At 71.6% G+C, this 21,441-nt stretch carries 20 protein-coding genes; 13 read left to right on the top strand and 7 right to left on the bottom strand.

Annotation, left to right across the window (positions count from 1 at the left end; all coding sequences use genetic code 11):
- The first annotated feature begins 148 nt into the window (after positions 1-148).
- Positions 149-1,510 (top strand): NAD(P)/FAD-dependent oxidoreductase, encoded by a 1,362-nt coding sequence (locus tag ACFC51_RS34595; RefSeq protein WP_376532701.1) that lies wholly within the window; start codon positions 149-151, stop codon positions 1,508-1,510.
- A gap of 65 nt (positions 1,511-1,575) precedes the next feature.
- Here ACFC51_RS34595 and ACFC51_RS34590 read toward each other — a convergent pair whose 3' ends face one another.
- Together ACFC51_RS34590 and ACFC51_RS34585 are read right to left on the bottom strand one after the other, a co-directional pair.
- Positions 1,576-3,111: an ATP-dependent DNA ligase gene (locus ACFC51_RS34590; protein ID WP_376532699.1), complete on the bottom strand. Its 1,536-nt coding sequence runs from the start codon at positions 3,109-3,111 to the stop codon at positions 1,576-1,578.
- A 55-nt stretch (positions 3,112-3,166) separates the two neighbouring features.
- A complete protein-coding gene (locus ACFC51_RS34585; RefSeq protein WP_376372140.1) occupies positions 3,167-3,958 on the bottom strand; it encodes a metal-dependent hydrolase in 792 nt (263 codons plus the stop codon).
- Between the two features lie 156 nt (positions 3,959-4,114).
- Between ACFC51_RS34585 and ACFC51_RS34580 the strand changes: the two genes are divergently transcribed.
- Both ACFC51_RS34580 and ACFC51_RS34575 read left to right on the top strand, forming a co-directional pair.
- Positions 4,115-6,622, top strand: coding sequence for a DEAD/DEAH box helicase (locus ACFC51_RS34580; RefSeq protein ID WP_376532697.1), 2,508 nt, complete (start codon positions 4,115-4,117; stop codon positions 6,620-6,622).
- 34 nt (positions 6,623-6,656) lie between these two features.
- A complete protein-coding gene (locus ACFC51_RS34575) occupies positions 6,657-7,532 on the top strand; it encodes an acyl-CoA thioesterase II (protein ID WP_053931274.1) in 876 nt (291 codons plus the stop codon).
- An 11-nt stretch (positions 7,533-7,543) separates the two neighbouring features.
- Here the strand turns inward: ACFC51_RS34575 and ACFC51_RS34570 are convergent, their stop codons facing one another.
- Positions 7,544-7,771, bottom strand: coding sequence for a DUF6011 domain-containing protein (locus tag ACFC51_RS34570; RefSeq protein WP_376372135.1), 228 nt, complete (start codon positions 7,769-7,771; stop codon positions 7,544-7,546).
- Between the two features lie 49 nt (positions 7,772-7,820).
- Here ACFC51_RS34570 and ACFC51_RS34565 point away from each other — a divergent pair, with 49 nt between their 5' ends.
- Positions 7,821-8,513, top strand: coding sequence for a hypothetical protein (locus ACFC51_RS34565; RefSeq protein WP_376372132.1), 693 nt, complete (start codon positions 7,821-7,823; stop codon positions 8,511-8,513).
- A 3-nt stretch (positions 8,514-8,516) separates the two neighbouring features.
- Here ACFC51_RS34565 and ACFC51_RS34560 read toward each other — a convergent pair whose 3' ends face one another.
- A complete protein-coding gene (locus ACFC51_RS34560) occupies positions 8,517-10,331 on the bottom strand; it encodes a glycoside hydrolase family 15 protein (RefSeq protein ID WP_376372129.1) in 1,815 nt (604 codons plus the stop codon).
- A gap of 87 nt (positions 10,332-10,418) precedes the next feature.
- Here ACFC51_RS34560 and ACFC51_RS34555 point away from each other — a divergent pair, with 87 nt between their 5' ends.
- The 3 genes from ACFC51_RS34555 (at position 10,419) to ACFC51_RS34545 (ending at position 14,380) form a co-directional block, all read left to right on the top strand.
- The gene (locus ACFC51_RS34555) at positions 10,419-11,372 is read left to right on the top strand and encodes a DUF389 domain-containing protein (protein ID WP_376372126.1); all 954 of its coding nucleotides are present in this window, start codon (positions 10,419-10,421) and stop codon (positions 11,370-11,372) included.
- Positions 11,373-11,483: 111 nt separating this feature from the next.
- On the top strand, positions 11,484-12,914 hold the full coding sequence (locus tag ACFC51_RS34550) for a DUF2252 domain-containing protein (protein ID WP_376372124.1): 1,431 nt from the start codon (positions 11,484-11,486) through the stop codon (positions 12,912-12,914).
- A gap of 131 nt (positions 12,915-13,045) precedes the next feature.
- A complete protein-coding gene (locus ACFC51_RS34545; RefSeq protein WP_376372121.1) occupies positions 13,046-14,380 on the top strand; it encodes a chloride channel protein in 1,335 nt (444 codons plus the stop codon).
- On the opposite strand, the gene ACFC51_RS34540 is transcribed toward ACFC51_RS34545, so the two are convergent.
- On the bottom strand, positions 14,334-14,780 hold the full coding sequence (locus ACFC51_RS34540; RefSeq protein ID WP_376372118.1) for a hypothetical protein: 447 nt from the start codon (positions 14,778-14,780) through the stop codon (positions 14,334-14,336). The two genes, ACFC51_RS34545 and ACFC51_RS34540, sit on opposite strands and share 47 nt — an antisense overlap.
- A 135-nt stretch (positions 14,781-14,915) precedes the next feature.
- Here ACFC51_RS34540 and ACFC51_RS34535 point away from each other — a divergent pair, with 135 nt between their 5' ends.
- The 3 genes from ACFC51_RS34535 (at position 14,916) to ACFC51_RS34525 (ending at position 16,584) form a co-directional block, all read left to right on the top strand.
- Positions 14,916-15,491 (top strand): helix-turn-helix domain-containing protein, encoded by a 576-nt coding sequence (locus ACFC51_RS34535; RefSeq protein ID WP_376532695.1) that lies wholly within the window; start codon positions 14,916-14,918, stop codon positions 15,489-15,491.
- 20 nt (positions 15,492-15,511) lie between these two features.
- The gene (locus tag ACFC51_RS34530) at positions 15,512-16,033 is read left to right on the top strand and encodes a GNAT family N-acetyltransferase (protein ID WP_376532693.1); all 522 of its coding nucleotides are present in this window, start codon (positions 15,512-15,514) and stop codon (positions 16,031-16,033) included.
- 62 nt (positions 16,034-16,095) lie between these two features.
- Positions 16,096-16,584 (top strand): glutathione peroxidase, encoded by a 489-nt coding sequence (locus tag ACFC51_RS34525; protein ID WP_376372110.1) that lies wholly within the window; start codon positions 16,096-16,098, stop codon positions 16,582-16,584.
- A gap of 55 nt (positions 16,585-16,639) precedes the next feature.
- On the opposite strand, the gene ACFC51_RS34520 is transcribed toward ACFC51_RS34525, so the two are convergent.
- The gene (locus ACFC51_RS34520) at positions 16,640-17,866 is read right to left on the bottom strand and encodes an acyl-CoA dehydrogenase family protein (protein ID WP_376372107.1); all 1,227 of its coding nucleotides are present in this window, start codon (positions 17,864-17,866) and stop codon (positions 16,640-16,642) included.
- Positions 17,867-18,039: 173 nt separating this feature from the next.
- On the opposite strand from ACFC51_RS34520, the gene ACFC51_RS34515 reads away from it, so the two are divergent.
- The gene (locus ACFC51_RS34515; RefSeq protein WP_376532691.1) at positions 18,040-18,690 is read left to right on the top strand and encodes a TetR family transcriptional regulator; all 651 of its coding nucleotides are present in this window, start codon (positions 18,040-18,042) and stop codon (positions 18,688-18,690) included.
- Positions 18,691-18,713: 23 nt separating this feature from the next.
- Here the strand turns inward: ACFC51_RS34515 and def are convergent, their stop codons facing one another.
- A complete protein-coding gene (gene def, locus ACFC51_RS34510) occupies positions 18,714-19,265 on the bottom strand; it encodes a peptide deformylase (RefSeq protein WP_376532689.1) in 552 nt (183 codons plus the stop codon).
- Between the two features lie 114 nt (positions 19,266-19,379).
- On the opposite strand from def, the gene ACFC51_RS34505 reads away from it, so the two are divergent.
- Together ACFC51_RS34505 and ACFC51_RS34500 are read left to right on the top strand one after the other, a co-directional pair.
- Positions 19,380-20,618 carry a MurT ligase domain-containing protein gene (locus ACFC51_RS34505; protein ID WP_099172054.1) on the top strand — a complete coding sequence of 413 codons (1,239 nt, stop codon included), beginning with the start codon at positions 19,380-19,382 and terminating at the stop codon, positions 20,616-20,618.
- Between the two features lie 34 nt (positions 20,619-20,652).
- On the top strand, positions 20,653-21,381 hold the full coding sequence (locus ACFC51_RS34500) for a glutamine amidotransferase (RefSeq protein WP_329226244.1): 729 nt from the start codon (positions 20,653-20,655) through the stop codon (positions 21,379-21,381).
- The last annotated feature ends 60 nt before the right edge of the window (positions 21,382-21,441 follow it).

Raw genomic sequence — 21,441 nt, 5'->3', positions numbered from 1 at the left:
GCGTACGGGGTCCCGGGCCGCCCGTCGAGGGGGCCGCGCGGTCACAAGAGGCGGACTCGGTCCCGTCCGGTGAGGATGAGGGAGTGACTGGCTCCGGATCCGGGGCAGGCGAGCGATGACCGCGTAAGCCCGAGAAGGGACGCACACCGTGGCACGACCCAGGATTCTCGTTGTCGGCGCCGGCTTTGCCGGGGTCGAGTGCGTGCGCCGGCTGGAGCGCAGTCTCGCGCCCGGCGAGGCGGAGATCGCTCTCGTCACCCCGTTCTCGTACCAGCTGTACCTGCCACTCCTGCCCCAGGTCGCCTCCGGGGTGCTGACCCCTCAGTCGGTCGCCGTCTCCCTGCGCCGCAGCCGGCGCCACCGCACCCGGATCGTGCCGGGCGGGGCCATCGGGGTGGACACGAAGGCGAAGGTCTGCGTGGTCCGCAAGATCACGGACGAGATCGTGTACGAGCCGTACGACCACATCGTGCTGGCCGCCGGCAGCGTCACCCGGACGTTCGACATCCCCGGGCTGGTGGACAACGCACGGGGCATGAAGACGCTGGCCGAGGCCGCGTACATCCGGGACCACGTCATCTCCCAGCTCGACCTGGCCGACGCCAGTCACGACGAGGAGGAACGGGCCTCCCGGCTGCAGTTCGTGGTGGTGGGCGGCGGGTACGCCGGCACGGAGACGGCGGCGTGCCTGCAGTTGCTGACCACCAACGCCGTGAAGCACTACCCCCGCCTGGATCCCAAGCTGATCAAGTGGCATCTCATCGACATCGCGCCCAAGCTCATGCCCGAGCTCGGCGACAAGCTCGGGCGCAGCGCCCTCGACATCCTGCGCAAGCGCGGCATCGAGGTCTCGCTGGGTGTGTCCGTGGCCGAGGCGGGCCCGGACAAGGTGACCTTCACGGACGGCCGGGTGCTGCCCTGCCGCACGCTGATCTGGACCGCCGGGGTCGCGGCGAGCCCCCTCGTCGCCACGCTCGGCTCCGAGACGGTGCGCGGCCGGCTCGCCGTGACGCCGGAGATGACCGTGCCCGGCCTCGACGGCGTCTTCGCGCTCGGCGACGCGGCGGCGGTCCCGGACCTGGCCAAGGGGGACGGGGCGATCTGCCCGCCCACCGCCCAGCACGCCATGCGCCAGGGCCGCAAGCTGGCGGACAACATCATCGCGTCCCTGCGTGGCCAGGCCCTGCAGCCGTACGTCCACAAGGACCTCGGTCTGGTCGTGGACCTCGGTGGCCGTGACGCGGTGTCGAAGCCGCTCGGTATCGAGCTGAGAGGCATGCCGGCCCAGGCCGCCGCGCGCGGCTACCACTGGGCGGCACTGCGGACGAACGTCGCCAAGACACGGGTCATGACCAACTGGCTGCTCAACGCGATCGCCGGTGACGACTTCGTGCGCACCGGGTTCCAGGCCCGCAAGCAGGCCACCCTGCGCGACTTCGAGTACACCGACGCCTATCTCACCCCCGAGGATATCCGCGCGCACACCGCGGAGGCGGACCTCCGCGGCTGAGCCCGGCGCGGGCCCTCCCCCACCGGCCCCCTCGCCCGGCTTCCGCCGGGCGGGCGGGGCCGGCGTCATGCACGGCGCGAGAGCACCGTGTCGACCGTGTCCGCTTCCTGGGGCCGTTTGTCCTCGCGGTAGCGCAGGACGCGGGCGAACCGCAGCGTGACGCCGGCCGGGTAGCGGGTGGAGCTCTGGAGACCGTCGTAGGCGATCTCCACGACGAGTTCCGGCCGCACCGTCACCACGTGCCCGTCGTCGCCGGTGGACAGCTCCCGGAGGCGTTCGGTCTGCCAGGCGAGCATGGCGTCCGTGAGCCCTTTGAAGGTCTTGCCCAGCATCGCGAACGTGCCGTCCTCCCGTCGTGCCCCCAGGTGCAGGTTGGACAGCTTCCCGGTGCGCCGGCCGTGGCCCCACTCGGCGGCGAGCACCACGAGGTCCAGGGTGTGCACGGGTTTCACCTTCAGCCAGGTGGCTCCCCTCCGGCCCGCGCTGTACGCGGCCGCGGTGCCCTTGACCACGACGCCCTCGTGGCCGCGGGCCAGCGTGGCCTCCGAGAACGCCGTCGCCGCCTCCCGCTGCGACGTGTCCGCGGGGTCCTCCACGACGACCCGGCGGACACGCATCGGTCCGGGCACGAGCCCGGCCAGTTCCCGGTGGCGCTCGGCGAGGGGGAGGTCGAGGAGCTCACGTCCGTCCACGGACAGCACGTCGAAGAAGACGGGGACCACGGGGACGGCGTCCGCCGCGCCGGCGACGTCGCGGCGGGAGCCCAGCCGGCCGGCGGTCTCCTGGAACGGCCGCGGCCGTCCGTCGGCCCCGAGCGCGATCGCCTCGCCGTCCAGGATGAACCGGCCGGCGGGCAGGGCGTTCACCGCCTCGGCGAGTTCGGGGACCCGCTCGCTGATGTCGTCGAGCGTGCGGGTGTAGACGTGCACCCGGTCGCCGTCCCGGTGCACCTGGACGCGGATGCCGTCCAGCTTCTCCTCGACGACGCAGGGCCCCAGCCGGTCGATCGCCTCGGCGACCGACCGGGCGGTGTGCGCGAGCATGGGCTGGACCGGCCGGCCGACGGTGAGCCGGAACGACGCGAGGGCCGCGGGTCCCCGTGCGAGCAGTGCGCACGCGACGGGGGACAGAGCTCCGGCCAGCATGACGGCGCGCCGGACATCGGCCCTGGGTGCCCCGGCGGCATCGGCCAGCGCGTCGACGGCGACGGCGTCCAGCGCTCCCTGGCGGACCTCTCCGGTGAGCAGGCCGCGCAGGAAGTACTGCTCGTCCGCGGTGGCGGCTCCGAGCAGCCGCACCAGGCGTTCCTTGCGGGCGGACCGCGAGCCGGCTCCTTCGAGGGCGCCGATCGCCGTCAGTTCCGCGTCGGTCTCCACCACGGTCAGCGTGGGCGCGTCGGCGGGCGTCACCGGCACGCGCAGCGTGCTCCAGCCGATCCCCAGCCGCCCCTGCGGGAGGCGGCCGGCGAGATAGGGGATGACGACCGGGACGTCGTCCGGCCCGGCCTCCCGGAAGAGTCCGGCCAGCAGGGCGGTCTTCCGGGTCCGGGCCGAGGCCCCGGCGACCTCCAGGGACACATGGGCGAGCCTGGCGAGCAGCATGCGGCCATGGTCCTACGGCGGCGGCCGGGCCGCCCCCGGAGCGTGCGGCCGGCTGTCAGATGACGTTGAGCGCGGCCGCAGCGCCCACTCCCCCGAGGATCATGAAGGCGGGCATCAGCACCTTGATCTCCACCCAGCTGCCGGCGCGGAAGCGCATGAACTTCGGGGGGCCGAGCGGGTACCAGCGCTTGCGTCCCAACGGGATCGGCCAGAGGATCGGGCAGCCCGAGACGGTGAGCGCGTCTCCGATGCAGTGGACGAGCGCCCCGAGGACGATCGGCAGCCCGAGCCACAGGTACTCCTGGCCGGGCTCGGTGAACAGCCAGTCCGCACCCTGTCCCGGCTTGTCGAGGACCCCCGCGAGGATCCAGGCGCTGGTGGCGCCGAGCAGCCAGACGAGGACGTCGCTGGACACCCGGGCCGCCCGCCACAGGAGCCCCTCGACGGCCAGGACGAGGTGGATGAAGAGGATCGCCAGGACGGCCCACCTGCCGCCGGTTATCGCCGCGACGGAGGCGGTCGCCCCGGTCAGCACGGCCCAGAGCCAGGTGTGGGTGAGGGTCCGGTGGCCTCCGGTCCTGCGGGGGTCGCCGGGTCCCTTCGTCGCCTTGTAGACCGCGTACGAGAGCTTGTCGACGATCTCGCAGACGGCCTTGGAGACCGGCCCGAAGGCGCGGGAGATGGTGGCCGACTTGTGGTCGAGGTCCGGAGCCAGGGCGGCACCGGCGGTGATCAGGGCACCCACGACCAGGACGGGCCAGGGCATCGTGTGGCCCGCGGCGGCCGCCGCGGCACCCACCCCCAGCCAGGCCGCCGCCCCTGACAGAGAGTGTGCCGGTCCCATCATGGCTGTTTCCGCCCCCATCGTGATTCGGCCGTCCGTACAGGCCGGGCCGCCATGGCCTGTGCCGGGCGGCCGAGTTGAGTGGGAAGCGTATCGTCCGTGATCTTCGCCGCGTCCGCCGGTTCCCTCATCCGGGCGGGAGGCAGGCAAGATGGGGGCGTGACCCTTATCGATCAGCTCCCCCCGACCGCCGACCCGGACGCCCTCTTCGAGTCCTTCTCGTCATGGACCGAATCGCAGGGCATCACCCTCTATCCGGCTCAGGAGGAGGCGCTGATCGAGGTGGTCTCCGGGGCGAACGTGATCCTTTCCACTCCCACGGGCTCCGGGAAGAGCCTGGTCGCGGCGGGTGCCCACTTCACGGCGCTGGCCCAGGACAAGGTCACGTTCTACACCGCGCCGATCAAGGCGCTGGTCTCGGAGAAGTTCTTCGACCTGTGCAAGCTCTTCGGCACGGAGAACGTCGGCATGCTGACCGGCGACGCCTCGGTCAACGCCGACGCCCCGGTCATCTGCTGCACCGCCGAGGTGCTCGCCTCGATCGCGCTGCGTGACGGCAGGTACGCCGACATCGGCCAGGTCGTGATGGACGAGTTCCACTTCTACGCCGAGGCCGACCGCGGCTGGGCCTGGCAGATCCCGATCCTGGAACTGCCGCAGGCCCAGTTCGTCCTGATGTCGGCGACGCTCGGCGACGTCAAGATGTTCGAGGAGGACCTGACCCGCCGCACCGGCCGCCCCACCTCCGTGGTGCGCTCGGCGACGCGTCCGGTCCCGCTCAGCTACGAGTACCGGCTGACGCCGATCACCGAGACGCTGACGGAGCTGCTGGACACCCGGCAGTCGCCCGTCTACATCGTGCACTTCACGCAGGCCGCGGCCGTCGAGCGGGCGCAGTCGCTGATGAGCATCAACATGTGCACGAAGGAGGAGAAGGAGAAGATCGCGGACCTGATCGGCAGCTTCCGCTTCACCACCAAGTTCGGCCAGAACCTCTCCCGTTACGTGCGGCACGGGATCGGGGTGCACCACGCGGGGATGCTCCCGAAGTACCGCCGTCTCGTCGAGAAGCTGGCCCAGGCGGGCCTGCTGAAGGTGATCTGCGGTACGGACACCCTGGGTGTCGGGGTCAACGTCCCGATCCGCACGGTGCTGTTCACCGCGCTCACCAAGTACGACGGCACCCGGGTGCGCACGCTGCGCGCCCGTGAGTTCCACCAGATCGCGGGCCGCGCCGGGCGGGCGGGCTTCGACACGGCGGGCTTCGTCGTCGCGCAGGCCCCCGAGCACGTCATCGAGAACGAGAAGGCCGTCAAGAAGGCCGGCGACGACCCCAAGAAGAAGCGCAAGGTGGTCCGCAAGAAGGCCCCCGAAGGCTTCGTCGCCTGGTCGGAGACGACCTTCGACAAGCTGATCCAGTCCGAGCCCGAGCCGCTGACCTCGCGCTTCCGTGTCACGCACACGATGCTGCTCTCGGTGATCGCCCGCCCCGGCAACGCCTTCACGGCGATGCGGCATCTGCTCGAGGACAACCACGAGCCGCGCAGGGCCCAGCTCCGGCACATCCGCCGCGCCATCGCGATCTACCGCTCGCTTCTCGACGGCGGTGTGGTGGAGCAGCTCGACACGCCCGACGCGGAGGGCCGGATCGTACGGCTCACCGTCGATCTCCAGCAGGACTTCGCGCTCAACCAGCCGCTGTCCACGTTCGCGCTGGCCGCCTTCGACCTGCTGGACGCCGAATCCCCCTCGTACGCCCTGGACATGGTGTCCGTCGTCGAGTCGACGCTCGACGACCCGCGGCAGATCCTGGCCGCGCAGCAGAACAAGGCGCGGGGCGAGGCCGTCGGGCAGATGAAGGCGGACGGCGTCGAGTACGAGGAGCGGATGGAGCGGCTCCAGGAGGTCACCTATCCGAAGCCTCTCAGCGAGCTGCTCTGGCACGCCTACGACGTGTACCGGACGAGTCACCCGTGGGTCGGTGACCACCCGGTGTCGCCGAAGTCGGTGATCCGCGACATGTACGAACGGGCCATGACCTTCACGGAGTTCACCTCGAACTACGAGCTGGCCCGCACGGAGGGCATCGTCCTGCGCTATCTGGCGAGCGCGTACAAGGCGCTCGAGCACACCATCCCCGACGACCTGAAGTCCGAGGACCTGGAGGACCTGATCGCCTGGCTGGGCGAGATGGTGCGGCAGGTGGACTCCAGTCTGCTGGACGAGTGGGAGCAGCTGGCCAACCCGGAGGTGGAGACCGCCGAGCAGGCGCAGGAGCGGGCCGACGAGGTGAAGCCGGTGACGGCCAACGCCCGCGCCTTCCGGGTCCTGGTGCGCAACGCGATGTTCCGGCGGGTGGAGCTGGCGGCCCTGGACCGGGTCCGCGATCTGGGCGAGCTGGACGGCGACGCGGGCTGGGACGAGGACGCGTGGGGCGAGGCGATGGACGCCTACTGGGACGAGCACGAGGACTTGGGCACGGGCCCGGACGCCCGGGGCCCGAAGCTGCTCAAGATCGACGAGGAGCCCGGTCTGTGGCGGGTCTGGCAGGCCTTCGCCGACCCGGCGGGCGACCACGACTGGGGAATTCGTGCGGAGGTCGATCTCGCGGCCTCCGACGAGGAGGGCCGGGCGGTCGTCCGGGTCACGTCCGTGGGCCGGCTGTGACGGCGCGCCGGGCAGAAGAGTGGAGAAGAACCGCATGACGAACCCCGCCGACAGCCTGGTCGATCTGCTCGACCTGGAGCGGATCGAGGTCAACATCTTCCGCGGCCGCAGCCCCGAGGAGTCCCTGCAACGGGTCTTCGGCGGGCAGGTCGCGGGCCAGGCCCTGGTCGCGGCCGGCCGCACCACGGACGGGGACCGTCCGGTGCATTCGCTGCACGCGTACTTCCTGCGGCCCGGGCGCCCCGGCGTCCCGATCGTCTACGACGTGGAGCGGGTGAGGGACGGCCGTTCGTTCACCACGCGCCGGGTCACGGCCGTGCAGCAGGGACGGACGATCTTCAACCTGACGGCGTCCTTCCACCGGCCGGAGGAGGCCGGCTTCGAGCACCAGCTGCCGCCGGCGCGTGTGGTGCCGGATCCGGACGAGCTTCCGACCGTCGCCGACGAGGTGCGCGAGCACCTGGGCGGTCTGCCGGAGGCGCTGGAGCGGATGGCCAGGCGCCAGCCGTTCGACATCCGCTACGTCGACCGGCTGCGCTGGACGCAGGAGGAGATCAAGGACGCGGACCCGCGGAGCGCGGTGTGGATGCGGGCGGTGGGCCCGCTGGGCGACGATCCGCTCGTCCACACGTGTGCGCTGACGTACGCGAGCGACATGACGCTGCTCGACGCGGTGCGGATCCCGGTCGAGCCGCTGTGGGGGCCGCGCGGCTTCGACATGGCGTCGCTGGACCACGCCATGTGGTTCCACCGGCCGTTCCGCGCCGACGAGTGGTTCCTCTACGACCAGGAGTCGCCGATCGCCACGGGCGGCCGCGGGCTGGCCCGGGGGCGGATCTACGACCGCCAGGGCCAGTTGCTCGTGTCCGTGGTGCAGGAGGGGCTGTTCCGCCGTCTCGACGGCGCGTGACTCCCGGCGGGTCAGGTGCCCGGGAGCGGGTCCTGGTCCACCTCGTGGCGCCTGCTGCGGATGTCGGGCCCCGGCGGGTGCAGTTTGGCATCGCAGGCGGGGCCGAGTCCGGCACGGCGTGACTCCGTGCCGGTGAGGGGGCGTCCGCACAGTGCGCAGCGCACCGGACGGCGGCCGGAGGGCCTGACCGGCTCGGCCGGCGGTCCGGGAAAATCTGGGAAGGGCTCGGGGGACTCCACACGCGGATCCTCTCAAGCCGGTACGGCGGACGACGAAGGAGACCTGCGGTTGAGCACCGAGCTGAGGTTGGAACCCGCACGCAGGGACCAGGGGCCGCCCGCCGGGAGCGGAGTTCCGGCTCCGGTCGCCCACCTCGTGCGGTGCGCGGACGGCCCGGAGCCGGGATCCGTGACGGCGTACGTCGAGCGTGAGCTGCCGCCGGGCGGGACATCCGCCTACCGGGCGGCTCGGGGCGACGGGACGCGCTCCTTCGTCCTGTGGGCGGACGAGCACCGGAGGGAGCGGCTGGCCACCCTGGTGACCGTGTCCGCCGGGGGCGGTGTGTCGGCGTACCAGGTGCTCGGGGCGCGCGGTGAGCTCATCGGCACGGTCGTGCGGGAGAAGGCGTTCCGGGGCAGGGGGCTGCGGACCCGCTGGACGGTGACGCCGGCGCACGGCCCGGAGGCGGTGGGCTTCAAGGGGCGGATCCTCTGGTGGGCCGTGTGGTGGCTGCTCTCCCCCCTGCAGACGCTGATCATCGTGCTGAGCCTGCTCAGCGGTGACGGTGACGCGGCACGCGGGCCCCGGCGCATCGTGTGGCGTGCCGGCGGGAGGGCGCCGCTGGAGTTCAGGTCGAAGGGCGACGCCCTGCTCGTGCACGCGCAGGGGTACGACGGGCGGCTGGCCGCGGCGCTCCTCGCCGTGGTGCGCACCTTCGACAGCTGGCTGCTGGGCTCGGAGTGGGACGACGCCAGGGAGTGACGGTCAGTCCTGCCGCCGGTCCAGTGCCTCGTCGAGGGTGCGCGCCGCGGTGATGAGGGACAGGTGCGTGAACGCCTGCGGGAAGTTGCCTAGTTGCTCACCGCTGGGGCCGATCTCCTCGGCGAAGAGTCCGACGTGGTTGGCATAGGTGAGCATCTTCTCGAACATGTACCGGGCCGGTCTCAGGCGCCCGGCGCGGGCCAGGGCGTCGACGTAGAGGAACGTGCAGAGGCTGAAGGTGCCCTCCGAGCCGCGCAGGCCGTCCGGGGAGGCGGCGGGGTCGTAGCGGTAGACGAGGCTGTCGGAGACGAGGGTCCTGTCGATCGCGTCGAGCGTGGACAGCCAGCTCGGGTCCTTGGGTGCGAGGAAGCCCACCCGGGGCATCAGCAGCAGCGACGCGTCCAGGACATGGCCTCCGTAGTGCTGGACGTAGGCCTGTTCCCGCTCGCTCCAGCCGCGTTCCATGACCTGCTCCAGGACGGAGTCCCTGGCCCGGGTCCAGCGCGCGGTGTCGGCCGGCCTGCTGAAGGCCGACGCGAGGCTCAGCCCCCGGTCGAAGGCGGCCCAGCACATCACCCGGCTGTAGGTGAAGTCCTTGCGTCCGCCGCGGGTCTCCCAGATGCCCTCGTCCGGCCGGTCCCAGGAGTCGGCGAGCCAGTCCAGCACGCGGGAGACCTTCTTCCATCCCCGGTAGCCGGCCTGGACGCCGACCTCGCGCCCTTCGGACAGCGCGTAGAGGGCCTCTCCGTAGATGTCGAGCTGGAGCTGGCCCGAGGCCGCGTTGCCGAGGCGCACGGGGTGCGATCCGCGGTAGCCCTCCAGGTGGCCGAGGAGCTCCTCCGTCAGCAGGGGCTCCCCGTCGACGCGGTACATGATCTGCAGGGCCTCGCCGTCGATGTCCTGGTCCCCGAGGCGGGCGCCGAGCCAGTGGGTGAAGGCGGTCGCCTCCTCCACGAAGCCGAGGTCGAGCAGCGCCCGTACCGACAGGGCTCCGTCCCTCACCCAGGTGTAGCGGTAGTCCCAGTTGCGCTCGCCCCCCACCTGCTCGGGCAGTCCCGTGGTCGCCGCGGCGACGGGTGCCCCGGTGGGGTGGTAGGTGAGGAGCTTGAGGGTGATGGCGGAGCGGTTGACCATGTCCGACCACCGCCCGCGGTAGCGGGAGGTGCGCAGCCACTGCTGCCAGAAGTCGGCCGTCTCCCAGAGCTGTCCGGTGACGCCGTCCACGGTGGGCGGTGCCGGCCGGGGCTCGTCGGGGCCGCAGGCGGTGAACACGGCGGCGGCGACCTCGCCGGACCGGAGGGTCACGGTGCCGCGTACGTCGTCGCCCTCGCGCTCCACGGGGAAGCCGGCGCTCAGGTGACCGGTGGCGCCCGCCGACCGGAAGGAGGCCCCCTGCGCGTGGAGTTCGAGGACGTGGGACGCGCGGCCGTAGTCGAAGCGGGGCCTGCACTCCATCGAGAACCGTACGGTGCCCCGCACGACACGCACGGCCCGGAACAGCGTGTGCCGGCCGGTCGGCTCACCCGAGGTGACCGGGGTCATCCAGTCGAGCACCTCACCGACGCCGTCCGGGGACATGAACCGTGTGACGAGCACGGCGGTGTCCGGGTAGTAGAGCTGCTTGCGGGAACAGTCCGGATCGTCGGGCGACAGCCGGAAGAACCCCCCGCGGTCGTGGTCCAGCAGGGCGGCGAAGATGCTCGGGGAGTCGAACCGGGGAGCGGCGAACCAGTCGACGACCCCCTCCGCCGACACCAGCGCGCCCGTCTGCAGGTCGCCCACCAGACCGTGTGCCGCTATGGGAGGGTATCGGTCCATGACCGTCCAATCTCCGGCATTTCCCCGAGAAGGCCACTATCCGGCAAACACCTCCAGGCCGCTCCCCCAGCCCCGGGGAGGCGCCGCGTGGACATGATCCAGCTCCGCGCCGTCAGCCCGCCGGACCTCACCGGGCGGGTCGAGGAGCTCCTCACCTCCAGCCCGTACGTCCTGAACCTGGTCGTGCTGCGCGGTGCCGCGCGCACCCCCGACGGGGACTCCGTCTCGTGCGACGTGCTGACGGGAGCCGCGAACGAGATCCTCCGCGGCCTGCGGGAGTTGGGGGTCGACGTGCGCGGGTCCCTCGTCATCGCGCCGGTGGGCATGGCGTTCTCGGGACACGCCTCGCTGGAGGCGGCGCGCAGACTGGGGAAGCTGACCGGTGCGCCGGTCTGGGAGCAGGTGGAGGCGCGCATCCGCTCGGAGGGCAGGTACGCGCCGAGCTTCTACCTCTACCTGGTGATCGCGGGACTCATCGGCTCGGTCGGCATCGTCACGAATTCCCAGATCCTGATCGTCGGCGCGATGGTCGTCGGCCCCGAGTACAGGGCGATCGTCGCCGTCGCCCTGGGTATCGAGAGGGGCGACCGGGGCATGATCCGCACCGGGCTGACCGCCCTGTGGACCGGCCTTCTGCTGACGATCGCGGTCACCTTCCTCTTCAGCCTGCTCATCCGCGGCTTCGGCTTCCAGTCCGCGGCGTTCGACCGGGGGCTGCGGCCGGTCTCCGACCTGATCAACACCCCGAACTTCTTCTCCTTCGCCGTCGCGGGCCTGGCCGGGGTCGTCGGCATCGTGTCGCTGACGGAAGCCCGCACGAGCGCGCTGCTCGGGGTGTTCATCTCGGTCACCACCATCCCGGCGGCCGCGGCCATCAGCGTCTCCACGGCCTTCGCCAGCTGGTCCGAGGCATGGGGGTCCCTCGTCCAGCTCCTGGTCAACATCGCGGTGCTCATCGTGGTGGGCGCGGTCGCGCTCAGGTACCAGCGGGCCCTCTGGCGGCGCGTGGAGCACGGCCGCGCGCGGCACGGCGAGGCCTGAGCACGCACGCCCCCCGACCGCCGGGAGGCGGCCGAGCGGCCGGAACCGGCCCGCCCCCGGATGATGGAGACAGGGCGCCCCGAGGCCCCGTACGCAGTCAGGAGGGCCGTCATGCCCCAGGAACGCATCTCGCCGCTCCGCGCCGTCCCGGGCGCGACACCGCAGGAACGGGCCGCGCTCGGCAAGGCGGCGCGCAAGCAGGCCCCCCGGTCCGGCCACGCGGTGTACGAGCCGCCGGCGGACCGGCCGGACCCCTTGGTCCTCCTGGAGACCCAGTCCGCGGCACGCCTGCGGGAGCTCGTCCCGATCCGGTACGGACGCATGACGGAATCACCGTTCCGCTTCTACCGCGGAGCAGCGGCGATCATGGCCTCCGACCTGGCGGGGACACCGGACTCCGGGATCCGGGCCCAGCTGTGCGGGGACGCCCATCTCATGAACTTCAGGCTGCTCGCCTCGCCCGAGCGCAATCTGCTGTTCGACATCAACGACTTCGACGAGACCCTGCCGGGCCCCTGGGAGTGGGACCTCAAGCGGCTGGCCGCCAGCCTCGTCATCGCGGGGCGCGCCAACGGCTTCACCAGGAAGGAGCGGGCCCGCATCGTCCGCGCGACCGTGCGGTCCTACCGGGAGTCGATGATCCGGTTCGCAGAGATGCGCAATCTCGATGTCTGGTACACGAAAACCGACGTGGACCGTCTCAGGACCGTGGCCACCGACAGGCTCGCCGCGCGGGGCCGCAGGCGGGTGGCCAGGGCGACGGCGAAGGCCCGCACCAGGGACAGCCTCCAGGCGTTCGGCAAACTGACCGAGGTGTCCGGCGGCCGGCTCAGGATCGCCGCCGACCCTCCCTTGGTCGTGCCGCTCTCGGATCTGCTGCCCGACGCCGAACGACTGGTGACCGAAGGGCGGTTGCGGGGACTCCTGGAGCGCTACGGCCGCAGTCTCCCCACGGACCGCAGGGCCCTGCTCGCCGACTTCCGGCCCGTGGACATGGCCCGCAAGGTCGTCGGCGTGGGAAGTGTCGGGACGCGCTGCTGGATCATCCTCCTGCTGGGCAGGGACGGCGAGGACCCCCTCTTCCTCCAGGCCAAGGAGGCGGACACCTCGGTACTGGCTCCGCACGCGGGGGCGAGCACCTACCGGAACCAGGGCCGCCGGGTGGTGGCCGGCCAGCGCCTGATGCAGGCGGCGGGCGACATCTTCCTGGGCTGGGAGCGGGTGGACGGCTTCGACGGGAAGCGCCGGGACTTCTATGTGCGTCAGTTGCGCGACTGGAAGGGCGTCGTCGAACCGGAACTGATGGTGCCGCGGGGCATGGGCGCCTTCGGGGAGTTGTGCGGTTCGACCCTGGCCCGCGCGCACGCCCGGTCCGGCGACCGCATCGCCATCGCGGCCTACCTGGGCCGGAGCGATGTGTTCGACCGGGCGCTGGAGACGTTCGCCGAGCTGTACGCCGACCAGAACGAGCGGGACCACCGGGCGCTGCTCGACGCGGTGGCCGCGGGCCGGCTGCCGGCGGCCGAGGAGGACCACGGCTGACGCCGCCGCCGATTCACCACTCCTCGACAGCGGGTACATCGCAGACGAACACGGACATCGTGGTATCACCGTGAGGACCCCGGCGGGGCGGTTCGACCCGGCCGGGACCCGACACCGAGGAGACCATGACCATGTCGGCCGAACCGGTCGGGGCATCCGGCACGGAGTCACCGGATCCGCTCAAGGTGATCCGGACCCGGGAGTACACGGTGCTCCTGATCATGGTCGCGGCCCTCGGAGTCCCCATCTCCGCCGCGGCGTTCGGCTTCCTGGCGCTCGTCCACGAGATCCAGTCCCTGACCTACGAGGACCTTCCCCGTGCGCTGGGCTTCCACGGCACCCCCTCCTGGTGGCCGGTACCGCTGCTGGCCGTGGCGGGAGTGCTGACCGGCCTGACCATCCGCCACCTCCCCGGAACGGGCGGACACAGGCCCGCCGAGGGACTCTCGACCGGCGGCGCACCGACGGCCGCGGAGCTTCCCGGGGTCGCGCTCGCCGCCCTGGCCTCCCTCGGGCTCGGCGTGGTCCTCGGCCCCGAGGCCCCTCTCATCGCCCTGGGCGGCGGACTGGCGGTGTACGCGGCACGGCTGCTGAAGCCGGGCATCGCGCCGAGCGCGGGCGCCATGGTGGCCGCCGCGGGCAGCTTCGCCGCCGTGAGCGCCCTGCTGGGATCACCGCTCCTCGGCGCCTTCCTCCTGATGGAGGCGTCAGGACTCGCCGGGATGATGCTCGGTCTCGTCCTCGTGCCGGGGCTGCTCGCCTCGGGGATCGGCTCGCTCATCTTCGTCGGCCTGGGATCGTGGACCGGGCTGGGGACGTACTCCCTGACCCTCCCCCACGTGCCGCACACCCCCCAGCCCACGTTCGCCGAGTTCGGCTGGGCCGTCGCCCTGGGAGCGGCCGCGGCCCTCGCGGGTACCGGCATCAAGAAGCTGTCGCTCTTGCTGCAGGGACGTGTCGAGCAGCGGCGTGTGATCACGACGGTGGTGATGGGCCTGGCCGTCGGCGTCCTCGCGCTCCTCTACGCCGAGAGCACGGGGAGGGACGCCTCCGAGGTGCTGTACTCGGGTCAGGACGACCTGGGCGGCCTGCTCGCCCAGGACGCGACGTACACCGTCGCCACGCTCCTCGTGCTGATCCTGTGCAAGGCGCTCGCGTACTCCGCGTCCCTGAGCGCCTTCAGGGGCGGGCCGATCTTCCCGGCCATGTTCCTCGGAGCGGCGGCCGGGCTGGTGCTGTCGCACCTGCCCGGCCTGAACGCGACCTCGGGTTTCGCGATGGGCATCGGCGCCATGTGTGTGGCGATGCTCAGGCTGCCGATGACCTCGGTCCTGCTGGCCACGCTGCTGCTGGGATCGGAGGGCATCACCGTCATGCCGCTCGTGATCGTCTCCGTGGTCGTGTCCTACGTCCTCGTGCTCAGACTCGAGCGCCCTTCTGCGGACCCGAGCACAGCGCCCAGATGACGAAGACGTTGATCGCGATGAGGACGATCGACCAGAAGGGGTAGTACGGGAGCCAGAGGAAGTTGGCCAGGGCGAGGAGTCCGGCGAGCACGACTCCGACGCCGCGCGCCCAGAGCGCCCCGCTGAACACGGCACAGCCGGCGACCACGACGACGATCCCCAGGATGAGGTGCACCCAGCCCCAGCCGGTCAGGCTGAACTGGAAGACGTAGTTGCGGGTCGAGACGAACAGGTCGTCCTTGGCGATGGCGGCGATCCCCTCGAAGACCGCCATGGCGCCGCCGAAGATCATCATCACGCCCGCGAAGACGGTCCACCCGGACGGAGCCGCCCTGCCCGCTCCGGCGGAGTCGCGACTCGGGTCCGGGTCCGTCCGCATCCCACTCGTGCTGCCAGCCATGTCGGCCTCCTCAATCACAGTGCAATACAAGCCGCAATACGGCTCATATGTCGCACATCAGCCTGACACGCCATCACCCGGACGGCACGCGGAAGGCCTTGACGGCCATCCCTGATAAGGGATAGAATCCCGGATATGAGAGACGAAGGAGTGCCGAACACGGTCGACGGCCGTCTGGCGGCACGTCTGGGCTCACTCCGCACCGAGCGCGGCTGGTCGCTGGACGAACTCTCCCGCCGGACCGGAGTGAGCCGCTCCACCCTCTCCAGGCTGGAGCGCGGCGAGCTGAGCCCCACCACCGCCGTGCTCGGGCAGCTCTGCACGGCGTACGGGCGGACGATGTCCCGGCTGCTGAGGGAGGTGGAGACGGAACCCCCGCAGCTGGTCCCCGCCGACCGGCAGCCCGTCTGGCGGGACGACCGGGCGGGTTTCGTGCGCCGCTCCGTGTCACCGCCGCACGCCGGGCTGCGCGCCGAGGTCATCGAGGGCACGCTCGACGCCGGCGCCGACATCGCGTACGAGGACGCGCCCGTGCCCGGCGTGGAACAGCACATCTGGGTGCTCGAAGGCGCGGTCGAGATCACCGTCGACGGGACCGTGCACACCGTGCGCGAGGGCGACTGCCTGCGCTTCCGGCTGCACGGCCCCTCCCACTTCCACTGCCCGGGCCCGCTGCGGGTCCGCTACGCAGTGATGATCGTCCTGCCGTAAATGTGAAAGGACCCCGTTCCATGACCGAGATCGTCCCCATGTCCGGCCCCGGACTGGTCACGTACGCCGATGAGCTCGCCGCCCTGCTGATCGAGGCCGTGGAGGGCGGGGCCTCCGTCGGATTCCTCGCCCCGCTGGACCGGGCCTCCGCCGCCGACTGGTGGCGGGGACGGGCCTCCACGGTCGAGGCGGGGAGCCAGCAGATCTGGATCGCCCGTGACGACGAACGGGTGGCGGGCACGATCACCCTGGTGAGGACGGCCCTGCCCAACGCCCGCCACCGCGCGGAGGTCGCCAAACTCGTGGTCAGGCCGTCGGCGCGCGGCAGGGGGGTCGGCCGTGCGCTGCTCACGGCGGTCGAGGAGTTCGCGGCCGCCGAGGGGCTCACGCTGCTGGTCCTGGACACCGAGACGGGGAGCGACGCCGAGAGGCTGTACCGCTCGGCGGGCTGGACCTCGTGCGGCTCCGTCCCGGACTACGCGGCGGACCCGTACGGCACGCTCAGGGCGACGACCCTCTACTACCGGGCACTCACCCCCTGAGACGTCGCCCCCGAGGGGCCGTCACAATGGGAGCGACGCCACGCTACCGAGGAGAGTTCCCCATGACGCTGCACGACATCCCGCTCCGCACGCTCACCGGCGAAGCGACCTCGCTGGGTGCCTACGAGGGTTCGGCGGTCCTGCTGGTGAACGTCGCGTCCAAGTGCGGGCTCACCCCGCAGTACGCCGGCCTGGAGCGGCTCCAGAAGGAGTACGGGGACCGCGGGTTCACCGTACTCGGAGTGCCCTGCAACCAGTTCGCGGGCCAGGAGCCGGGGACGGCCGAGGAGATCCAGACCTTCTGCTCCACGACGTACGGGGTCAGCTTCCCGCTCCTGGAGAAGGCCGACGTCAACGGCGAGGACCGGCACCCGCTGTACGCGGAGCTGACGAAGCTGGAGGACTCCGAGGGCGCGGCCGGTGACGTCCAGTGGAACTTCGAGAAGTTCCTGATCTCCCCCGCTGGCGAGCCGGTAGCCCGGATCCGCCCCCGCACCGAGCCGGAGGCCCCCGAGGTCGTCGCGCTGATCGAGGCCAGCCTGCCCCGGTAGCAGGACGGACGGCGCGCGGGGCCGGACCGGCCTACGGTCCGGCCCCGCGGCACGGTCAGCGGATCGGCATCCCCGACAGGGTGCGGGCGATCACCAGACGCTGGATCTCGCTCGTGCCCTCGAAGATGGTGTAGATCGCCGCGTCCCGGTGCATGCGCTCGACCGGGTACTCACGGGTGAAGCCGTTCCCGCCGAGGATCTGGACGGCCTGGGCGGTGACCTTCTTCGCCGTCTCGCTGGCGTACAGCTTGGACATCGACCCCTCCGCCGCGGTGAACGGCTTGCCGGCGCTGGCCATCCACGAGGCGCGCCAGACGAGCAGCCGGGCGGCGTCGATCTGCGTCCGCATGTCGGCCAGCTGGAAGGCGATGCCCTGGTTGTCGATGATCGGGCGGCCGAACTGGGTCCGGGTCTTCGCGTAGTCGAGGGCGACCTCGTAGGCGGCGCGGGCGGTACCGACCGCCATGGCCCCGACGGCGGGGCGCGATGCCTCGAAGGTGGCCATCGCCGCGTTCTTGACGCGCTCGCCGCCGCTCCTGGCACGCTCGCGGGCACGGGCGAGGCGCTCGTCGAGCTTCTCCTTGCCACCGAGCAGGCAGTGGCCCGGGACGCGGACGTCCTCGAGGACGACCTCGGCCGTGTGCGAGGCGCGGATGCCGTGCTTCTTGAACTTCTGGCCCTGCGAGAGTCCGGGGGTCGCCGGCGGGACGATGAAGGAGGCGTGCCCCTTCGAGCCCAGCTCCGGGTCGACGACGGCGACGACGACGTGGACGTTGGCGATACCGCCGTTGGTCGCCCAGGTCTTGGTGCCGTTGAGCACCCACTCGTCCTTCGCCTCGTCGTACACCGCGCGGGTGCGCATCGAGCCCACGTCGGAGCCGGCGTCCGGCTCCGACGAGCAGAAGGCGGCGACCTTCACGTCGTCGGCGTCACCGTACATCTGGGGGATCCAGGTGCCGATCTGCTCCTCGGTGCCGTTGGCGAGCACGCCGACGGCCGCCAGGCCCGTACCGACGATCGACAGGGCGATGCCGGCGTCGCCCCAGAAGAGCTCCTCCATGGCCATGGGGATGCCCAGACCCGTAGGGTCGAAGAACTGCTGGGCGTAGAAGTCGAGGGAGTAGATGCCGACCTTGGCCGCCTCCTGGATGACGGGCCAGGGCGTTTCCTCACGCTCGTCCCACTCCGAAGCTGCCGGCCTGATCACCTCGGCGGCGAATCCGTGCAGCCAGTCACGGACCTGCTTCTGGTCGTCGTTGAGCTCGAGCGTGAACTCGGCCATGGTTCCCTCCATGCACTTCCGGAAAACCCGTTACTAGCGGTAACAACAGTCTGTTACCAGCAAGTAGCTTCTGTCAACCGGTCAGCGACGGATCCGCGCCCGACGGAGCTGGGTGTTACGTTGCCCGGGCGTGACGAGATCGCAGGACAGCTGGGTGGGGCGGGAGAAACGACATGGAGACCACAAGAGGGGCCGAACGGCAGCGGACCGCGGCGGAACGCCGCCGCCGTGAGCTGCTCGAAGCCGCGGACCGGGTGGTGCTCAGGGACGGCCCGCAGGCCTCGATGAACGCGATCGCCGCGGAGGCCGGGATCACCAAGCCCATCCTCTACCGGCACTTCGGCGACAAGGGCGGCCTCTACCGTGCGCTCGCCAAACGACACACCGACGCCCTGCTCAGCGCCCTGCGGGCCGCCCTCGACGCACCCTCCGGGAGGCGCGAGCGGGTCGAGGCGACGCTGGACACCTACCTCGCGGCGATCGAGGCACGCCCGCAGGTCTACCGCTTCCTGATGCACCCCTCCGACGACGCCGCCCCCTCACCGGAGCAGGGTTTCGACGTCGGCCGGCACTCCGCCCCGCTGCTGCGCCGCCTGGGCGAGGAGCTGGGCAAGGTGATCGTGGAACGGGTCGACCTCGGCCCGGACAGCGAACAGATGGCTCGCATCTGGGGACACGGCATCGTCGGCATGATGCACGCGGCGGGCGACTGGTGGCTGGGTGACCGTCCGTGCTCGCGCGAGCAGCTGGTACGCAGCCTCGCCGACCTGCTCTGGGGCAGGCTGGCCGAGGCGGGCGACCGGCCGGGCGGCCAGGGTTTCTGAGACGTCTCGCGCCGGACCGCCGTTCAGGCGGTGTCCCCCCGCCCCCACGGCGCCCGGCGCGCCGCGCGCAGTGCCCTGGCGCGGCGCAGGCCGGTCAGCCGGTCCGTGTAGATCCGGCCGTCGAGGTGGTCGCACTCGTGCTGGAGACAGCGGGCGAACCATCCGGTGCCGGTGACCCGCACCGGCTCGCCCGTCACCGTCCTGCCCTCGACCACCGCGTGGTCGAAGCGCGGGGTGCCCGCCTCGAGCCCCGGAAGCGAGAGACAGCCCTCCGGTCCGCGTACGGTGATGCCGTCGGCCTCGACGAGTACCGGATTGACGAGATGGCCGAGGTGCCGGACCTCGTCGTCGTCCGGGCAGTCGTATACGAACACCTTGAGCGGGACGCCGATCTGGTTCGCGGCGAGCCCGACGCCGTTCGCGGCGTACATGGTGGCGAAGAGGTCCTCCACCAGCCGGGCGAGCGACGGGCCGAAATCGGTGACGTCGTCGCACGGGCTGTGGAGCACCGGGGCGCCGAACAGGCTCATGGCACGAACGCGTCCGGAACTGCCGGGGATCGGGCGGTTTCGCATGGGGAGAAGCGTACGTTCCACGTGACCTCCACGTTCCCCGTGGTGCCGAGGTGCGGGCGGCGGGCCGGACATCGATAGGCTGGGTGCGGACTTACGCAAGGAGGATCTAGGACGATGGCAGGCAACACGGAGCCGTTGTCGCCGCGGGCCAAGCTCGCCGTGACGGCGGGCAAGGCCGCGGCGGCGGTGTCGCGCGCTGCGGGGCGCGGCAGCGGATCGGTGATCGGCGGCCGGGTGGCGCTCAAGCTCGACCCCGACCTGCTCGGGCGGCTGGCGCAGCACCTGGACGTGATCCTCGTGTCGGCGACGAACGGCAAGACGACGACGACCCGGCTGATCGCCGAGGCGCTGCGGGCCGCCGGGCCCGTCGTGTCCAACGCGCTCGGAGCCAACATGCCCGCGGGGATCACCTCCGCGCTGGCGGGCGGCTCCGACGCGCGGTACGGCGTGATCGAGGTCGACGAGAAGTACCTCGCCGGAGTGGCGCGCGACACGACGCCGAAGGTGATCGCGCTTCTCAACCTCTCCCGCGACCAGCTGGACCGCGCGGCGGAGACCCGGATGCTGGCGGAGAAGTGGCGCGAGGGCCTGTCGGGCTCCAAGGCCGTGATCGTGGCCAACGCCGACGACCCGCTGATCGTGTGGGCCGCCTCGTCCTCCCCCAATGTGGTGTGGGTCGCGGCGGGACAGGCGTGGAAGGACGACGCCTGGTCCTGCCCGTCCTGCGGCGGTGTGATGCAGCGCCCGGGTGACGACTGGTTCTGCGGCGAGTGCGGCTTCCGCCGCCCCGCCCCCAGCTGGGCGCTGAACGGCGACTACGTCCTGGACCCGCACGGTTCGGCATGGCCGATCCACCTGCAGCTGCCGGGCCGGGCCAACAAGGCCAACGCCACGAGCTCGGCCGCCGTCGCCGCGGTCTTCGGCGTACCGCCGCAGGTCGCCCTGGAGCGCATGTACCAGGTACAGGCCGTGGCGGGCCGCTACGACGTCGTCACCTTCCTCGGCCGCGAGCTCAGGCTCCTGCTGGCGAAGAACCCGGCGGGCTGGCTCGAGACGTTCTCCCTGATCGACCCGCCGCCCACCCCCGTGATCCTCTCGGTGAACGCCCGCGGCGCGGACGGCACGGACACCTCCTGGCTCTGGGACGTCGACTACACCCAGCTCTACGGTCACCCGATCTTCGTGCTCGGCGACCGCAAGCTGGACCTGGCGGTCCGGCTCGAGGTGGCCGGTCTCGACTTCCGTGTCTGCGAGACCCTGGACGAGGCCGTCCAGATGGCTCCGCCCGGACGCATCGAGGTCATCGCCAACTACACCGCCTTCCAGGATCTGCGCCGTCGTGTCGGCAACTGACCCCCGCGCGGGCAACCCCCGGAGAGGACGAAGCATGAGCAACAACAGCCTGCGGCTGGTGTGGGTCTACCCGGACCTCCTCAGCACCTACGGCGACCAGGGCAACGCCCTGGTGGTGGAGCGCCGGGCACGGCAGCGCGGTCTCGACGTGTCGCGCGTGGACGTGCGCAGCGACCAGCCCATCCCGACGTCGGGCGACATCTATCTGATCGGCGGCGGTGAGGACCGGCCGCAGCGTCTCGCCGCGGAGCGGCTCCGCCGTGACGGCGGGCTGAGCAGGGCCGCGTCGAACGGCGCGATCATCTTCTCGGTCTGCGCGGGCTACCAGATCCTCGGCCACGAGTTCATCAACGACCTCGGAGAGCGCGAGCCCGGCCTCGGGCTGCTCGACGTCGTCTCGACCCGCGGCGAGGGTGCCCGGTGCGTCGGCGACGTGCTCGGGGACATCGACCCGAACCTGGGCCTGCCGCCTCTGACCGGCTTCGAGAACCACCAGGGCATCACCCACCTCGGCCCGTCGGCGCGTCCGTTCGCCCGGGTGCGGTTCGGCGGTGGCAACGGCACTGGGGACGGCACGGAGGGCGCGTACAACGACACCGTGTTCGGCACGTACATGCACGGTCCGGTCCTGGCGCGCAATCCGCTGATCGCGGACCACCTGCTGAAGCTGGCGCTGGACGTGAACGCGCTGCCGCCGAGCGACGACCGGTGGTACGAGGCGCTGCGCGCCGAGCGGATCGCCGCGGCGACCCAGCCCGCCTGACGCGTCACGGACGGACCGGCCCCTCCCCGGGGGCCGGTCCGTCCGTGTGTGCGACCCGTG

Source organism: Streptomyces sp. NPDC055962, from assembly GCF_042270185.1.
Lineage (GTDB): Bacteria > Actinomycetota > Actinomycetes > Streptomycetales > Streptomycetaceae > Streptomyces.
This window is presented reverse-complemented; position numbering and strand designations above follow the sequence as displayed.

Coding starts and splice junctions, on each gene's coding strand:
- def (WP_376532689.1), bottom strand. CDS start 19,265: ATGCGAAACCGCCCGATCCCCGGCAGTTCCGGACGCGTTCGTGCCATG.
- ACFC51_RS34550 (WP_376372124.1), top strand. CDS start 11,484: ATGCCCCAGGAACGCATCTCGCCGCTCCGCGCCGTCCCGGGCGCGACA.
- ACFC51_RS34515 (WP_376532691.1), top strand. CDS start 18,040: ATGGAGACCACAAGAGGGGCCGAACGGCAGCGGACCGCGGCGGAACGC.
- ACFC51_RS34585 (WP_376372140.1), bottom strand. CDS start 3,958: ATGATGGGACCGGCACACTCTCTGTCAGGGGCGGCGGCCTGGCTGGGG.
- ACFC51_RS34560 (WP_376372129.1), bottom strand. CDS start 10,331: ATGGACCGATACCCTCCCATAGCGGCACACGGTCTGGTGGGCGACCTG.
- ACFC51_RS34500 (WP_329226244.1), top strand. CDS start 20,653: ATGAGCAACAACAGCCTGCGGCTGGTGTGGGTCTACCCGGACCTCCTC.
- ACFC51_RS34590 (WP_376532699.1), bottom strand. CDS start 3,111: ATGCTGCTCGCCAGGCTCGCCCATGTGTCCCTGGAGGTCGCCGGGGCC.
- ACFC51_RS34520 (WP_376372107.1), bottom strand. CDS start 17,866: ATGGCCGAGTTCACGCTCGAGCTCAACGACGACCAGAAGCAGGTCCGT.
- ACFC51_RS34540 (WP_376372118.1), bottom strand. CDS start 14,780: ATGGCTGGCAGCACGAGTGGGATGCGGACGGACCCGGACCCGAGTCGC.
- ACFC51_RS34530 (WP_376532693.1), top strand. CDS start 15,512: ATGACCGAGATCGTCCCCATGTCCGGCCCCGGACTGGTCACGTACGCC.
- ACFC51_RS34575 (WP_053931274.1), top strand. CDS start 6,657: ATGACGAACCCCGCCGACAGCCTGGTCGATCTGCTCGACCTGGAGCGG.
- ACFC51_RS34535 (WP_376532695.1), top strand. CDS start 14,916: ATGAGAGACGAAGGAGTGCCGAACACGGTCGACGGCCGTCTGGCGGCA.
- ACFC51_RS34505 (WP_099172054.1), top strand. CDS start 19,380: ATGGCAGGCAACACGGAGCCGTTGTCGCCGCGGGCCAAGCTCGCCGTG.
- ACFC51_RS34525 (WP_376372110.1), top strand. CDS start 16,096: ATGACGCTGCACGACATCCCGCTCCGCACGCTCACCGGCGAAGCGACC.
- ACFC51_RS34545 (WP_376372121.1), top strand. CDS start 13,046: ATGTCGGCCGAACCGGTCGGGGCATCCGGCACGGAGTCACCGGATCCG.